Origin of the sequence: Stappia sp. MMSF_3263 (assembly GCF_030733745.1) — a bacterium.
GTDB lineage: Bacteria > Pseudomonadota > Alphaproteobacteria > Rhizobiales > Stappiaceae > Stappia.
In genome coordinates this window covers 65690-80445 of sequence record NZ_JASHIK010000005.1, presented here as the reverse complement: position 1 = coordinate 80445, position 14756 = coordinate 65690, and the positions used below count along the sequence as shown (strand labels likewise).

Sequence of the window (14756 nt, the reverse complement as noted above, 5' to 3'; positions counted from 1 at the left end):
TCTCAACATCCGCTCGCAAAGCGGCTCGGCGGCTGATTTGCACCTTCTGGCAGTTCAAACACACTGGCCAACGGCACCACCATCGTATTGAGAGGCGCGGCAATTTTCCACCGCAGCATGCGCTGTCGCCAAGATGCATCGTTTGGGACCTCACCGAGGTCAAAGCCGGCTCAATGTGATTACCAGCCACTGCGCCCGTCAACCTGCTCGACAGGAACCGCCTCGATGTCGAAATCATCGAGCAGCCAGAGATTGACCGAAATTCGGCGCTTCGTCGGATCGAATTGCGCTTCGGCGTTCTCAGGATCGGTGGCGAAAACTGAATAGTCGGGGTTGTCCGAGAACGTTGTACAGCCACATGTGGCGCAGAAATAGTGTCTGTTCTCTTCCCAAGTCGGTGAATAGCGCGCGTTTTTCTCCATCGGCGTGAGAAGCCGAAACTGATCGGGGGCGCCATAGATCCAGAGCGCCCCGCGCTTGGTGCAAAATGAGCAATTGCAGCGGGTTGCGGTTTCAGGCGTAAAGTCGATCTCAAACTGCGTTGCGCCGCAATGGCAGCTTCCTTTGTGAGGCATAGTTCACTCCTGTGTGATTCCGTAAGAAGGGATCATAAGCGAGGGCTGCTGATGGGTGATGTCAGAATGTTCACCTTCGCGCACCCGTTGAGCTGCGGGGAACCTCTCTCCGGCTCGCTAGGCTGCCATCTACCTCGGATTCTGACGAATGATCCGCCCCGGCAACGCGGGGCGGCCTGTTTTCCCGAACGAGAGTGTTGCCTTCGCTCGACTGGCTCGGTTCGGCCCCGGTCGCCCTCAGCCAGTTCCGAGTTTCGGCGCCGCCATCACGTGCGGAGTGTTGAAGGCATCGAGATCAACCTCTCCCTCGGACTTGGCGACAAGCACGGTACAGGCGCAGTCTCCCACCACATTGAGCGTGGTGCGGGCCATGTCGAGGATACGGTCGATGCCTGCGATGATCGCCACACCTTCCAAAGGCAGTCCCACCGAGGTGAGCACCATCGAAAGCATGATGAGGCCCCCACCGGGAACGCCGGCCGTGCCGATCGACGCGAGTGTCGCGGCGGCGACAATTGTCGCGTAATCGGCGCCTGACAACGTCACGCCGAAGGCCTGCGCGACGAACACGGCGGTGACGCCCTGATACAGCGCCGTGCCATCCATGTTGATGGTGGCGCCAAGCGGCAGGGTGAAACTTGCCACCGAATTCTTCACGCCAAGGTTTCGCGTCGCGGCCGCCATCGTCACCGGCAGGGTGCCGGCGCTGGACGTGCTTGTGAACGAGACGATCGCGGGCTCGATGACTCCTTGGAAGAAGCGCACGGGGTTGAGCCTGGCCATGAATGCCACGATCGATCCGTAGACGACCACGGCATGTATGAGACAGCCGAGATAAACAGCCAGAATGATCAGCCCGAGCGGCAGGAGCATCTCGAGTCCGTAGGTACCCGCGACCCAGGTCATCAGCGCGAAGACGCCATAGGGCGCGAAGGAGATGACGACTTCGGCCAGCTTCATGATGACCGCGTTGAGCGCCTCGAAGAAGCCACGGATCGGCTGCGCCGCCGCGCCGGCGAGGTTGATCGCGAGACCAAAGATGATCGCAAAGAAAATGATCTGCAGAACGTTGCCATCGGCCGCTGCGGAGATGGGGTTGGAGGGGATGATGCCGACAAGAAGCTTGCCGAACGGCGGGGCCTGTTTGGCGTCGACCATTCCGTCGGCAACCAGCGCGACACCGGCACCAGGCTCAAGCAATATCCCGAGCAGCAGCCCGATTGCGACGGCGAAAGCCGTTGTGCCGAGATAGAAGGCGAGCGTTTTGACGCCGATGCGGCCCATGCGCCCGATCTCGGCGACCGAAGTCATCCCGCACACCAGGGACACAAAGACCAGCGGCACGACGAGCATCTTGATCGCCGCTATGAAAGCGTCGCCCACAAGCTTGATCGTGCCCGCGACAGCGGCATTCCCGGTCATGTTGAGCGCCACGCCGAGCGCCAATCCGAGACCGAGAGCGACGGCGATTTGCTTCCACAAAAGCATGCGTGTCCAGACCGAGAACGGGTGCGCGCGTCTTGATTGCGTTGCCATTTGGTTCCTCCCTTGATGGCGTTCACTGCAGTCGCCGCCGGCCGCACTCCCCTGCAACCGGCGGTTTTCGGCACAAGCAGGTCCGCGCCTCGCCGAATGTGGCGGAGCGTTCAAACGAACCTGTCGAAGTACCTGGCGAAGAAAGCGGCTGCGGTCAGCCGAACTGATCGGCGTAGAATTGCGTCGCCTTGAGCCCGGAGCCGGTCAGAATCACAACCGTCTCCTCATCGCGTCCAATCCGGCCGGCTTCAACGAACTGTCTCAGCCCGGCCACCGCGTGGGCCGAGGTCGGCTCCGTGTAGAACCCCTTTGCGGCGAGGCGCTTGGCCGTCGCGATGATATCGGCCTCCGCCACCGCGGTGCTGTCCCCTCCGGTTCCGCGAATTGCGGCGACCATCTCGCCAAGCCGGATCGGATTGCGAATTGCCGTCCCCTCGGCAACCGTCGAGGAATAGTCCGGCGCTCGGCCACCCAGGATTTCCGGATGGAGAGCGTGATGGACCGGACAGCAATTCCCGGGCTGTGTGACGAATATCCGGGGCATCTTCGCGATCTCCCCGGCGGCAAGAAGCTCACGAAAGGCAATATGGCACCCGAGCACGTTGCTGCCGGCCGCGGCCGGAATAATGATGTTGTCGGGCGCACGGAAGCCGAGGTCTTCCCAGATCTCGTAGCCGAGCGTCTTGGTGCCCTGCAGGAACATCGGGTGCCAGTTGTGGCTGGCGTAGTAGGTGCGCTCCGCCTCCTGGATCGCGGCCGTTTCCGTGTCCTGGCGCGTGCCGGGCACGAGCGTCACTTCGGCCCCGTATGCGCGAAGCTGGGCGATCTTGGCCGGCTGCGTGTAGTGCGGCACGAAGATGCCCACCGCCATGCCGGCTGCCGCGCCATAAGCGGCAATGGCTGCGCCGCCATTGCCGGAACTGTCTTCCACCACCGAGGTGATGCCAAGGGAACGCAGGTGGGAGATGAGAACCGAAGCACCACGATCCTTGAAGGAGCCGGTTGGTGCGAACCATTCGAGCTTCAGCCGGCACGAGATGCCGTCGATGTCCGCCTCAACGAGTGGCGTCATTCCCTCGCCCAGCGACACCGGCTCCGCGATTTCTACCGGAAGCGCGGCAGCGTAGCGCCAAATCGTACGAACCTCGGCGCGAATGTCCGCGCGCTTGAGTCCCCCCAGATCGCTCGTCATGAGTGGATTTCCATCGTCAGAACGCCAGGCGAGCGTATCGATGGGCAGACGGGCGCCGGTGCGAGGATCGACGAAGGCCGGGGGTGTTGAGTGGAGCATGGTTCTATCCTTAGACGGCGGCGATCAGCTCGAGTTCGATGTCGAAGCCATGATGGAGCGCGGGAACCGGGATCACCGCGCGTGCCGGCTTGTGGTCGCCGACAAACCGGGCATAGCGCGCGTCAAAACCCGCCCAGTTGGAAATGTCGGTGACGTAAATCGAGACCTTGACGATGTCGGCAACACTCGCGCCGGCTTTCGCGAGGATCGCCCCGGCGTGGGCGAGGACGAGGTCGGCCTGTTCGTCAAACGGCCGAACGGCGAAGGGGTCGCCGTCGATCGCCACCGGCAGGATACCCGACAGATAGAGAGTGCCTTGATGCGCGACGGCCTGGGAGTAGTGCCCGAGCGGAAGTGCCGCTTCGGGAGTTTCAATGAGATCGATTGCCATTCGCTCGCTTTCCTTGTGCCGCCTTGGGAATATCCGGTCCTCGCGACATCGCGCCTATTGACCCTTTAGACAAAATGTCAAAAACTGATCATATGTCAATGACAAAATGTTGAAAGCGGACGAAATGTCAAAACAGACCGAGCACGACCTCATTCTTCGCGAGGCGTCCAAGATCGCCGATGCTTTGGCAGAAACCTTCGCGCCGATCTGCGAGGTCGTGCTGCACGACCTCACCAATCCGTCGCATGCGATCGTCAAGATTGAGAACAATATTTCAGGTAGATCGGTCGGCGATCCGGCGACCGAGTTGGGACTTGCCCGCATCTCCGACTCAAATTTTCCGGACAAGCTGGTCAACTACGCAAATACGCTGTCCGACGGCCGGATTGTTAAGAGCACGTCAATTGGATTGAAGGACAGCAAAGGCGCCTATGTCGCGGCAATCTGCTTGAACGTTGACGTCTCATACCTGAATGGAATGGCCGATTACATTGGAAGATTGACTGAGATCCGCGATATTGAGGGCGTCTCTGAACGTATCCAGGCACCGCGATCCGATGACATCATCAAATGTGTTCGCGACTTTGCGCTTGCACGAAACAAGGACCCCAGATCGCTCAACACTTCCGAGAAGCGCGACCTGATGGCCCACCTGCAAGACTTGGGAATGATGTCGCTGAAAGGCTCGATCGATGAGGTCGCGAAGGCACTCGGCGCATCGCGCAGCAGTATTTACTACTATATCAAGTAGCAGAATTGCGGCTGAACTGAAAAAGAACAGCTTGCTCTCGAAACCAGTCGAGTAACAGCCGCAAGCGCTCCTTCGCCGGGTGGCTGGTCAGGAACACCGCCCAGTATGTCGGGCCGGGCAGCGAGACATCTGAAAGCTGGACGAGCGTGCCTGTGTTCAATTGGTCGCTGACGAGCAGCTCGGAGGCCAGCACGGCTCCCTGGCCGGCTACGGCTGCGTCAAGCGCGTGGACTTCCTCGGAAAACGTCTGGGTGATGTACGGTCGGCCGGGATCCGCCTGTGCGCGGGCCTGCCATCGCTCCCAGTTCGGCGCATTGGCTGACCCGGACCTCCACCGATAGTGCAGCAACGGCAATGCGAGGATCTCATCCGGTGAAAGCTGTTCCCGGCCTGACAACAGGCCGGGCGCACAGACCGGGATGATGCGGTCGGGAAACAGCCGATGCCACTCGGCGTCCGCACCGGGTCGCTCGGCATAGCGGATCGCCATGTCGACACCCGAGGCGTGCAGGTCCGCCACGTCGTCATTCGCCTCGATCTCCAGGCTGAGCCCTGTCTGCTCGCGCAGGTGCGGAAGCCGGGGCATCAGCCATCTGCTGGCAAAGGCCATGGTCACGGACAGGCGCAGCGGTCCGTCCTGGGCATCGGAAAGCTGCCCGATGGCAGCGGCAATGCGATCGAGGGAATCCCTGAGCACCGGAAACAGCTTCTCGCCCGCGGGCGAAAGCCTCACCGGGCGCGGGTAGCGCCGAAACAGCTCGACGCCCAGGATTTCCTCCAATTGCCTCACCTGATGGCTGATCGCGGTCGGCGTGAGGTGCAGTTCCTCGGCCGCGCGCGTGAAATGCAGATGCCGCGCGGCGGCTTCGAAGGCCCGCAGGCCGTGAAGTGGCGGAAGCTTTCGCAAGGTCACGATCTCCTGGATCAGTCACGCCGTCACGATGAATCTGATTCATCGTGGACCTGAGATATCCGCTTTGGCCAGGCTTTTCCACGGCTGATATCTCCAATGGCAACAGTCATCCACCAGCAAGGAGAAACACATGACAACGTTGCCGGGAGTTGCTGAAAGCGCCCAGGCGGACCGTGCGCAAAGGCCCCAAGTAATCGTCTACTCCGACTATGTCTGCCCGTTCTGCCTTTTGGCGGAGAACGTCTTGTCGGAGGCGATCGGCGGCAGGGACATCTCCATAAACTGGCGCGCTTTCGAACTGCGCCCCGAACCGGTTCCCACCTTGCGCGTGGAAGACGGCTACCTGCCGGCAGTCTGGAAAAACGCTGTCTACCCGCGTGCAGAACAGCTGGGCGTGCGCATCCAGTTGCCCTCGATCTCGCCCCAGCCCCGCACGGCAAAGGCGTTCGAGCTTCTGGCCATGGCGCAGGACAAGGGTCTCGACCACCCCTACTCCATGCGGGTGCTGCGCGCCTTCTTTCAGGAAGGCAGCGACATCGGCGACCCCGAAGTTCTGATCGGACTTGCGGTCGAGGCCGGTCTCGATGCGCGAGAGGCCCGTGCGGCGCTGGAGAGCGGCGCCTATGCGGCGCGTCATCGCGAAGCCCTCCGCCACGCCCGCGAAGACATGGCCATTACCTCGGTTCCGACGATCGTCGTCGGCGAGCGGATTTTCCGCGGAACGCCGCCGCTGGATGAATTGCGGCGGGCAATCCAGGACCTCGAAACACCCCTGGCACCACAGCAGGCAAACGCCTGACCACACCATACCCTTGAAAGGAAAATACGATGAGCTGGCTCTATCTTGGAATTGCCGTGATCCTGGAGATCGCGGTTGCAATCAGCGCGGGCAAGGCAAAGGGGTTCACCCATGTCGGATGGACCGCCGCGACCCTCGTCAGCGGGGCTGTCGCGACATTCTTCCTCAGCCTTGCCCTTCTCACCTTCGATGTCGGCGTGGGCTACGCCATCTGGACCTCCGCGGCCGGCGTCGGGATCGTCGTCCTGGGCGTGCTGTTCTTCGGCCAGACGCTCAACTGGAAGAAGACCCTCGGCATTCTTCTTGTTGTCGGTGGCGTCGTCGGCCTGCGCCTCAGCGGCGCGGCGTAACGAAACCAACCTCCAGAACCTCCCCAGTTTCCACCAGTTTCAAGGATTTTCGACATGACGAAGTCAAATCAGGACACCGCAAGCAGCACACGCGCATGGATAAGCCTGCTCCTCGCCGGAGCCTTCGAGATCGGATACGCGCTCAGCGTCGGCGGCAGTGAGGCCTTCACCGTCCTCGGTTGGTCGGTTGCAGCCATCGTCTTCTTCCTGCTGACGCTTTACTTCCTCAGCGTTGCCTTGCGCACCATCGATGTGGGCATCGGCTACGCGGTATGGGCAGGCATCGGATCCGTCGGCGCGGCCGCGTTCGGCAGCGTGCTTCTCGGCGAGCAGCTCACCATCGCGCAGGCAGTCTGGCTTGCGGTCATCATCGGCGGTGTCGTCTGGCTCAAGCTTGCCGACAGCGCGAAGCTCCAGGGGCAGCACTGATGTGCGCCGGATCAGCGTCCCGCTACCGGAAACTCATGGAGGATACCGTGGCCTTTTCCACGGATCATGTTCACGAAGGCGGCATTCCGTTCACCGCTCTCGTGGTCGACCGCAACGGCAACATTCTCGGACGCGGCGTCAACCGCGTCCGGGAGCGCCACGATCCGACCGCGCATGCCGAAGTCGAGGCGATACGGGACGCCTGCCGCACATGCGGCACACCCAGCCTGTCGGGCGCCACGCTCCTGGCTTCGGGCGAGCCCTGCGCAATGTGCTACATGAGCGCGCGCTTTGCCGGAATAGCACAGGTGCTCTTCGCAGCGGATCGCAATGAGGCCGCCGAACACGGCTTCGACTACCGCAGCACGTATCGGCTTTTCGCCGACGATCCGCTGCACTGGTCAGCGCCATCCGTCGAAAAGCTCCCGCTCCCCAAGCGCCTGGAGCCATTCCAGGCTTTCCGTTCACAACTGCACGCGCTCCAGAAGGTCTCGCGCGTTGCAAGAACCGCCTCGCAAGCCGAACGCCAGGATCCTGGGTGAGGCACGGCTTCCCCGCAACTGGCACAAGGCCGGCCAGGTCATGCAAAAGCCCCGCTCGTCGAGCGGGGCTCTTTCCTGTTCGGGTTCGTGGGATGCTGCCCGCCGTCTGCACCGGCAGCATGACTGCCGACGAACCGCTTCAGGACCTGCACATCCCCGAAAGGGCGGCTCAGGATCGGGTCATCATAGCGCGTCGCGACGAAGAGGCGGGCAAAGCCCCGGAAGCACAGTCAGCGTTGTCCGGTAAAGACGATGAGCCTCACCCGGCAGCGCTCGCCTTTCACTCCCACTCAATTGTTCCCGGGGGCTTGGAGGTGATGTCGTAGGTCACCCGGTTGATGCCCTCGACCTCGTTGATGATCCGCGTCGCGGTCTCGCCAAGGAACTCGTGTGTGAAGGGGTAGTAGTCGGCCGTCATGCCATCGACCGAGGTCACCGCCCTGAGCGCGCAGGCATAATCGTAGGTGCGCCCGTCTCCCATCACGCCGACGGTACGCACGGGAAGGATGGCGACGAAGGCCTGCCAGATCTCGTCATAAAGCCCGTGTCGGCGGATCTGGTCGATATAGACCGCATCCGCCTTGCGCAGGATGTCGAGCTTGGCGCGGGTGATCTCGCCCGGACAACGGATGGCAAGGCCCGGCCCGGGGAACGGATGGCGACCGATGAAGCTTGCCGGCAGGCCGAGCTCGCGGCCAAGCGCCCTCACCTCGTCCTTGAACAGTTCGCGCAAGGGCTCGACCAGCTTCAGCCCCATCTTTTCCGGCAGACCGCCGACATTGTGGTGACTCTTGATCGTCACCGAGGGCCCGCCGGAAAAGCTGACGCTCTCGATCACGTCGGGATAAAGCGTGCCCTGCGCCAGGAACTCGGCGCCCTCGATCGTGTTGGCATGCTTCTGGAAGACGTCGATGAACAGCTTGCCGATGGTCTTGCGCTTGACCTCGGGGTCGGACACCCCTTCCAGCGCTCCCAGGAAGAGCTCCTGCTCGTCGGCATGGACGAGGCGGATGTTGTAGTGGTCGCGGAACATGGTGACGACCTCGTCCGCCTCGTTGAGGCGCAGGAGACCGTGGTCAACGAAGACGCAGGTAAGCTGGTCGCCGATCGCCTCGTGGATGAGAACCGCGGCGACCGAGCTGTCGACGCCGCCGGACAATCCGCAGATGACCTTCTTGTCGCCGACCTGCTCGCGGATCTTGCGGATCGCCTCTTCGCGATAGGCCCCCATCGTCCAGTCGCCGGTGAAGCCGGCAAGCCTGACGAAATTCTCGTAGAGCCGCTTGCCGTTCGGCGTGTGATGCACTTCGGGATGGAACTGCACCGCGTAGAAATTGCGCGACAGGTCGGCGGTGATGGCAAAGGGAGCATTGGGCGAGGTGCCGAGCACCTCGAAACCCGGTGCGAGCCGGCTGACATGGTCGCCATGGCTCATCCAGACCTGCTCGCGCCCTCCTTCGAACCATCCGTCGAGGATCGGGATGCGGCTCTCCGACGGGGTCACGTAGGCGCGGCCGAATTCCGCCGTGCCGCCGCCGCCCGAGATCTTGCCGCCGTCGACCTTGCCGCCCAGGTCCTGCATCATCACCTGCTGGCCGTAGCAGATGCCCAGGATCGGCACGCCGAGTTCGTAGACGGAGGCCGGAGGTCGCGGAGAGCCCTCGCGGGTGACGCTGTCGGGTCCGCCGGAAAAGATCACCGCCTTCGGCCGAAACTCGGCCAGGAACGCGTCGGTGACGTTCTGGAAGGGGTGGATCTCGCAATAGACATTCAGCTCGCGCAGACGCCGCGCGATGAGCTGGGTTACCTGCGAGCCGAAATCGATGATGAGGAGTTGGTCGGTCATGGGCAGCTAATACCCAAAGCGGCCCGGGTTTTGAACAGGAATCTGCTTGACCCGTGCGGGATATCCGCCTGCGTGCCGCAATCTCGCCGGACGGCTGCGGATAAGCTTCACGGACCGCGCCGGGACTTTGACCGCAAGGACGAAGCACCCTACGCTTTTTCTCAAGAGGCAGCCTGAGTCGGCATGGACGAAGAATCGTCCGTGCATCCCTGATCTCAGGCGCCAGAGCGGCTCAGGAGCCAGCAGATCCATGGCGTCATTCCTCTCGCCGCCCGAAGCCTCCGACGCCCTGCTCGCAGCGGCGACGCGCGAGGCTGCCGGCGATTTTGCCGGGGCGCTCGACATATACCGGACGCTGGTCGCCCGCGATCCGGACGATCTCGAGGCGCGCTACCGGGCCGGCACCGCATTGATGCGCAAGGGCGATCTGGAGGAAGCGGTGACGCTGTTGCGTCAGGTGGTCTTCTCACAGCCCGAACATCGCGCCGCGCGCGCAAATCTCGGCAATGCCTTCCTGCTGATGGGGCGCGACGAGCAGGCCAGCGAAACCTTCCAGCAGGTGCTGGAGGAAGACCCGGACAATCGCAACGCGCTCTTCGGACTGGCCACCATCCTCAATCGCCTTGCACGCCATGCAGAGGCCGCCCCCCACGCCAGGCGGCTGCTCAAGGCCATGCCGGAAAGCGCCGCCGCCCTGACGCTCGATGCGGACGCACAAGGTCCGCTCGGCAATGTCGCCGGCGCCATCGCCCAATACCGCCACGCGTTGCGGCTGGACGCGGGCTATGTACCGGCGCTGAAGGGCCTGGCCGACATTCTCTATCGCCAGGGCCGGCTGGACGAGGCCCGCGAGGCCGTCGAGCGCGCCGCCGCCCGCGCGCCCACCGATGCAACCATCCTGGCCCTGGCCGGAACGATCCACCTCGCCGCCGAGCACTGGGCCGAGGCCATTGAGGTCTTCGCCGCCGCGCAGGAAAGCGAACCGGGCAACGCCGTCCACAGCATCCAGCTCAGCCATGCCTGCCGCAAGTCCGGCGACCTTGCCGGCGCCCTGTCGCATGCGCGCGCCGCCTGGGAACTGGATGGCGAAAACAGGGCGGCGGGCAATGCCCTTGGAACCGCATTGGCGGCGGCCGGCGCCGGCCTGCAGGCCCGCAGTGTGCTGATGGCGGCCGGCAGTCGCGACAAGGTGACGGTGAGCGTGTGGCGCGACCTCGACATGCTTATCCCGCAACTGGAACAACAGGCGCGCGATCAGGCGGACACCATCGCCAGCCAGGCGTCGGAACGCGCCGAGAGGCTGCTCGCTTCCGGCAGGGGGCAGGACGGGGTCTCCGCCGAGACCGCGTCCCGATCCGGGACGGACCAGGATACCAGGGCGCAGGAGGGTTCACCCGACAGCCCCCTGCCGCAGGCTCCGGACGGAGAAGCTGCGCAAGACGAGGGCGACGGGCAGGAGGAAACACCCTCCATGCCGCTCTTTCCCGGATTTTGAGGCAGCGCTCAGCCAGAACCCTTAAGTTGCGTCCCGGTCGCGGATGAACCAGCCGCGGCGACAGAAAGGGGCATGTCGCGCCGATGGCAGCCGGCATTCTGCCAGACCCCTGCTCCGGCGGGATGCGAGAGGCGCAATGGGCCGGATCAACCGTCCTCGCGCCGCCTCAGGAGCGCGATGAAGAACCCGTCGGTCGCGGTCCGCGCGGGGCTGAGCGTGGCAAGGCCGGCCGCGTCGAACCGCGGACGCGGGGCACTCTCCCCGAACAGCGCCTCCCAACGCGGCTCCAGCGGCACCACCTCGAATGTCTCATGCGTTTCGAGGAAGGCTCCGACCTGGTCGGTATTCTCGCAAGGCAGGAGCGAACAGGTGGCGTAGAGCAGATGACCGCCAGGCCGTACGTAGCGGCTCGCGGCATCCAGCACCTCGCGCTGCTCGCGGGTGCGCGCGGCAAGTGCGTTGGGCGTGATCCGCCACTTGGAATCCGGGCGCCTGCGCCATACGCCCGTGCCCGAACAGGGCACATCCACGAAGACGAGGTCCATGCGCCCCTCGAGATCGTCGAGCCCGGCCGTCTCCGGATCGCGTACCTGGATGTTGCGGGCACCGGCGCGCTGCAGCCTCTCGAAGATCGGTGCAAGCCGCAGCTTGCTGGCGTCATGGGCGTAGATCTGCCCCCGATTGCCCATTGCGCCGGCCAGCGCCAGGGTCTTGCCCCCTCCGCCGGCACAATAGTCCAGCACCTGCGTCGGTTCGACCGAGGCAGCGACCAGGGCAGCGACCTGGCTCGCTTCATCCTGCAATTCGAACCAGCCCTTGCGGAAGCCCTCTTCCGCCTGCACGTGCGGCGCCCGGTCCTTGCCTTGCGGCGGCTCGATGCGCAGCCCCACCGGCGACACCGCCGTCTCGTGCAGCGTCAGGTGGGACAGCTTGCGCAACATCCGCTCGCGGTCGCCCTTCAGCAGATTGACACGCAGGTCGATCGGCGCGCGCGCGGCGAGCGCCTGTCCCTCGGCAACGCTGTCCGCGCCGAACGCCGCCTCGAATTGCGGCCACAGCCAGTCGGGAATGTCGGCCGCCACCTGCGGGATCATGTCGACCGGCTCCGTCGCCGAGAGCCTGGCGGCCTCCTCCTCGCTGGGCGGCGGCGGCGCGAAGCGGTCCCCGTCAAGGGCTGCGGCCAGCCCGTCGAGGCCAAGCCCCCAGATGCGCACATAGGTGGCCATCACGAGCGCGCGCGGACTGTCCTCCCCCATCAGCGCGGCAAGCGACAGGCGCCGGCGCAGCGCGTCGAATACCAGGTTGGCGATGACAAGGCGATCGCCGGACCCGGCGAAACGATGTGCCCGCCCCCAGTCTCGAAGCGCGTCCTGCACCGGACGGCGGGCGCTTTCCACCTCGCCCAGAATCTCGATCGCAGCGGCCAGCCGGCCTCCGTCCTTCATATTCCCTGTCCCCGAATGTTCATGCCCGCAGGGATCGCCCGCCCCCGGCCGTCCAGCACTCAACGAGGCAGCCGGACTGGTCACGGGTTCGCGCACTGGTGGCAGGCGGGCGAATACCGCGCCTGCGGAAAAGCCTGTCTCCGGCTGCTTTATCCGATCCGTCGCCGCTTGCCAACGCCCGGCCGGAAATGCCACATGTCAATTACGTCAGGTGTTCTCGCGTAGTGATTGCAGATGAAGTCAACTAAAAGTAGATACTAGTAAGTATTATTTACAGCATACAACTTTCACTCAACCGATGCGTGTATTTCCCTAGATGAAGAATAACGCTTCCATAACGTTCATCAACGTTTCATCTTAAGAACCGGAGGTGGATGTCATGCAGAAAAACGGAAATCATACGCAAGCAGCTACAACCATGGACCCGGCAAAGGAAATCAGGGCCTGGAAAGCCTATTTCGCCTATGCCGCACAAGATCTGGGAGGGGAATCGCCGGAAATCCTGGTCGCCTGCGCGCATCGCCTGCTGGAGATGACACAAGAGCAGAAGGGCAATCGCAAGGGCGGACGGCGGCGCATGCCGGCACCGGTGGCCGAGTGAACCGCGCCCCCGCGCCTGCGGTGTCCGGCATTCGCCTTTCCTGACAGCGCAAGGCCGGCACCCGCCGGCCTTGCCGTATTCGTTTCCGGCTCCCGTCAGAACGTCGGAGCCGTGCAGTCCGAAGCGAGCGTCGAGCGCCGCTCGCGTTTTTTTGATCAACCTCGAACGAACCGCGTTCCCGCCATTTCAGACATTGGAAGGATAGTTCGGGCTCTCCCGGGTGATCGTGACGTCATGGGCATGGCTCTCGCGCAGCGCCGCGCCCGAGATCTTCACGAACCGCGCCTTGTCCTGGAAATCGGCGATCGAACGAGCCCCGACATAGCCCATCGCCGCCCGCAATCCGCCACCGAGCTGATGCAGCACGCTGGCAAGCGGCCCCTTGTAGGGCACCTGCCCTTCAATGCCTTCCGGCACCAGCTTCAGCGCATCGCGAACCTCGGCCTGGAAATAGCGGTCGGCGGAGCCCCGCGCCATCGCCCCGACCGAGCCCATGCCCCGGTAGGACTTGTAGGAACGGCCCTGGTGCAGATAGACCTCGCCCGGGCTTTCGTCGGTGCCGGCCAGAAGCGAGCCGATCATCGCCGCCGAAGCGCCGCCGGCCAGCGCCTTGGCCAGGTCGCCGGAATACTTGATGCCGCCATCGGCGACGATCGGCACCCCCTCCTTGTCGGCAACCGAGCAGGCTTCCATGATCGCGGTAAGCTGCGGCACCCCGACGCCGGCGACGATCCGCGTGGTGCAGATCGAGCCCGGTCCGATGCCCACCTTGACCGCATCCGCGCCCGCGTCGATCAGCGCGCGCGTGCCATCGGCCGTGGCAACATTGCCGGCCAGCACCTGCACCGAATTCGATTGGGTCTTCACCCGGCGCACCATCTCCAGCACGCGCTCGGAATGACCATGCGCGGTATCGACGACGAGCAGGTCGACACCGGCATCGATGAGGCGCTCGGCCCGCTCGAAGCCCTCCGGCCCGACGGTCGTCGCCGCCGCGACGCGCAGCCGGCCCTGGTCGTCCTTCGAGGCGTTCGGATTGAGCTGCGCCTTTTCCATGTCCTTCACGGTGATGAGGCCAATGCAGTTCTGCTGGTCGTCGACGACAACCAGCTTCTCGATGCGATGAGCATGCAGCAACTTCTTCGCCTCGGCCTGATTGACCGTGTCGCGCACGGTGATCAGCCCCTCGCGGGTCATCAACTCGGCGACCCGCTGGCTCGGATCGGACGCAAAGCGCACGTCGCGATTGGTGAGGATGCCGACAAGACGGCCGACAAGCTGGCCGCCGGGGCCGCCATTCTCAACCACAGGCACACCGGAAATGCCGAAGCGCTGCATCAGGTCGAGCGCATCCTGCAGCGTCGCGTCCGGGCCGATCACCAGCGGATTGACGACCATGCCGGATTCGAACTTCTTCACCTGGCGGACCTGCTCGGCCTGCTGGTCCATGGTCAGGTTGCGATGGATGACGCCGATGCCGCCGGCCTGCGCCATGGCGATCGCCAGCTTGCCTTCGGTCACGGTGTCCATGGCGCTGGAGAGGATCGGGAAATTCAGTTCCAGTCCGCGGGTGACACGGGTGCGCAAGTTCGTTTCGGCCGGCAGCACCTCCGAATGGCCCGGCATCAGCAGGACATCGTCAAAGGTCAGCGCTTCCGCACCGTGAATGGACTCGTAGAATGCGGGCATTGGCCAATTCCCCTTTCAGGAAAGGACGCTCCGTCACCCGGCCAGGAGGGGCCGGCGGGCGGTCGCGGATGGGAGAAGTTGGCGCGGGTCATTAACACGGGCA

General features: G+C 63.9%; 15 protein-coding genes. 7 read left to right on the top strand and 8 right to left on the bottom strand.

Going from position 1 to position 14756, the window contains the following annotated elements:
* Nucleotides 1-179: 179 nt before the first annotated feature.
* The 4 genes from RBB46_RS07625 to RBB46_RS07610 all read right to left on the bottom strand — a co-directional run bounded on the left by RBB46_RS07625 (nt 180) and on the right by RBB46_RS07610 (nt 3793).
* Complete coding sequence (locus RBB46_RS07625; protein WP_306028313.1) at nt 180-575, bottom strand: GFA family protein; 396 nt, start codon at nt 573-575, stop codon at nt 180-182.
* 237 nt (nt 576-812) lie between these two features.
* Nucleotides 813-2063, bottom strand: a complete 1251-nt coding sequence (locus tag RBB46_RS07620) for a dicarboxylate/amino acid:cation symporter (protein ID WP_306028312.1) — start codon at nt 2061-2063, stop codon at nt 813-815.
* A 202-nt stretch (nt 2064-2265) separates the two neighbouring features.
* Nucleotides 2266-3402 carry a pyridoxal-phosphate dependent enzyme gene (locus tag RBB46_RS07615; protein ID WP_306028311.1) on the bottom strand — a complete coding sequence of 379 codons (1137 nt, stop codon included), beginning with the start codon at nt 3400-3402 and terminating at the stop codon, nt 2266-2268.
* A gap of 10 nt (nt 3403-3412) precedes the next feature.
* Nucleotides 3413-3793 (bottom strand): RidA family protein, encoded by a 381-nt coding sequence (locus tag RBB46_RS07610; protein ID WP_306028310.1) that lies wholly within the window; start codon nt 3791-3793, stop codon nt 3413-3415.
* 109 nt (nt 3794-3902) lie between these two features.
* On the opposite strand from RBB46_RS07610, the gene RBB46_RS07605 reads away from it, so the two are divergent.
* Entirely contained in the window at nt 3903-4544 is a 642-nt protein-coding gene (locus RBB46_RS07605) for a transcriptional regulator (protein ID WP_306028309.1), read from the top strand.
* On the opposite strand, the gene RBB46_RS07600 is transcribed toward RBB46_RS07605, so the two are convergent.
* Nucleotides 4537-5451: a LysR substrate-binding domain-containing protein gene (locus RBB46_RS07600; RefSeq protein ID WP_306028308.1), complete on the bottom strand. Its 915-nt coding sequence runs from the start codon at nt 5449-5451 to the stop codon at nt 4537-4539. The two genes, RBB46_RS07605 and RBB46_RS07600, sit on opposite strands and share 8 nt — an antisense overlap.
* A 136-nt stretch (nt 5452-5587) precedes the next feature.
* On the opposite strand from RBB46_RS07600, the gene RBB46_RS07595 reads away from it, so the two are divergent.
* The 4 genes from RBB46_RS07595 to RBB46_RS07580 are packed head-to-tail and all read left to right on the top strand — an operon-like array spanning nt 5588 to nt 7577.
* Complete coding sequence (locus RBB46_RS07595) at nt 5588-6256, top strand: DsbA family protein (protein WP_306028307.1); 669 nt, start codon at nt 5588-5590, stop codon at nt 6254-6256.
* Between the two features lie 29 nt (nt 6257-6285).
* The gene (locus RBB46_RS07590; RefSeq protein WP_306028306.1) at nt 6286-6606 is read left to right on the top strand and encodes a multidrug efflux SMR transporter; all 321 of its coding nucleotides are present in this window, start codon (nt 6286-6288) and stop codon (nt 6604-6606) included.
* 54 nt (nt 6607-6660) lie between these two features.
* On the top strand, nt 6661-7035 hold the full coding sequence (locus RBB46_RS07585; protein ID WP_306028305.1) for a multidrug efflux SMR transporter: 375 nt from the start codon (nt 6661-6663) through the stop codon (nt 7033-7035).
* On the top strand, nt 7035-7577 hold the full coding sequence (locus RBB46_RS07580) for a nucleoside deaminase (protein ID WP_306028304.1): 543 nt from the start codon (nt 7035-7037) through the stop codon (nt 7575-7577). Before RBB46_RS07585 ends, RBB46_RS07580 begins: the two co-directional genes overlap by 1 nt.
* Before the next feature lie 280 nt (nt 7578-7857).
* On the opposite strand, the gene guaA is transcribed toward RBB46_RS07580, so the two are convergent.
* Nucleotides 7858-9423, bottom strand: a complete 1566-nt coding sequence (gene guaA, locus RBB46_RS07575; RefSeq protein ID WP_306028303.1) for a glutamine-hydrolyzing GMP synthase — start codon at nt 9421-9423, stop codon at nt 7858-7860.
* Nucleotides 9424-9673: 250 nt separating this feature from the next.
* On the opposite strand from guaA, the gene RBB46_RS07570 reads away from it, so the two are divergent.
* Complete coding sequence (locus tag RBB46_RS07570; RefSeq protein ID WP_306028302.1) at nt 9674-10918, top strand: lipopolysaccharide assembly protein LapB; 1245 nt, start codon at nt 9674-9676, stop codon at nt 10916-10918.
* A 146-nt stretch (nt 10919-11064) separates the two neighbouring features.
* Here the strand turns inward: RBB46_RS07570 and RBB46_RS07565 are convergent, their stop codons facing one another.
* Nucleotides 11065-12363 (bottom strand): RsmB/NOP family class I SAM-dependent RNA methyltransferase, encoded by a 1299-nt coding sequence (locus tag RBB46_RS07565; RefSeq protein ID WP_306028301.1) that lies wholly within the window; start codon nt 12361-12363, stop codon nt 11065-11067.
* Between the two features lie 370 nt (nt 12364-12733).
* On the opposite strand from RBB46_RS07565, the gene RBB46_RS07560 reads away from it, so the two are divergent.
* The gene (locus RBB46_RS07560; RefSeq protein ID WP_306028300.1) at nt 12734-12964 is read left to right on the top strand and encodes a hypothetical protein; all 231 of its coding nucleotides are present in this window, start codon (nt 12734-12736) and stop codon (nt 12962-12964) included.
* 186 nt (nt 12965-13150) lie between these two features.
* Here the strand turns inward: RBB46_RS07560 and guaB are convergent, their stop codons facing one another.
* On the bottom strand, nt 13151-14653 hold the full coding sequence (gene guaB, locus RBB46_RS07555; protein WP_306028299.1) for an IMP dehydrogenase: 1503 nt from the start codon (nt 14651-14653) through the stop codon (nt 13151-13153).
* Nucleotides 14654-14756 lie beyond the last annotated feature (103 nt).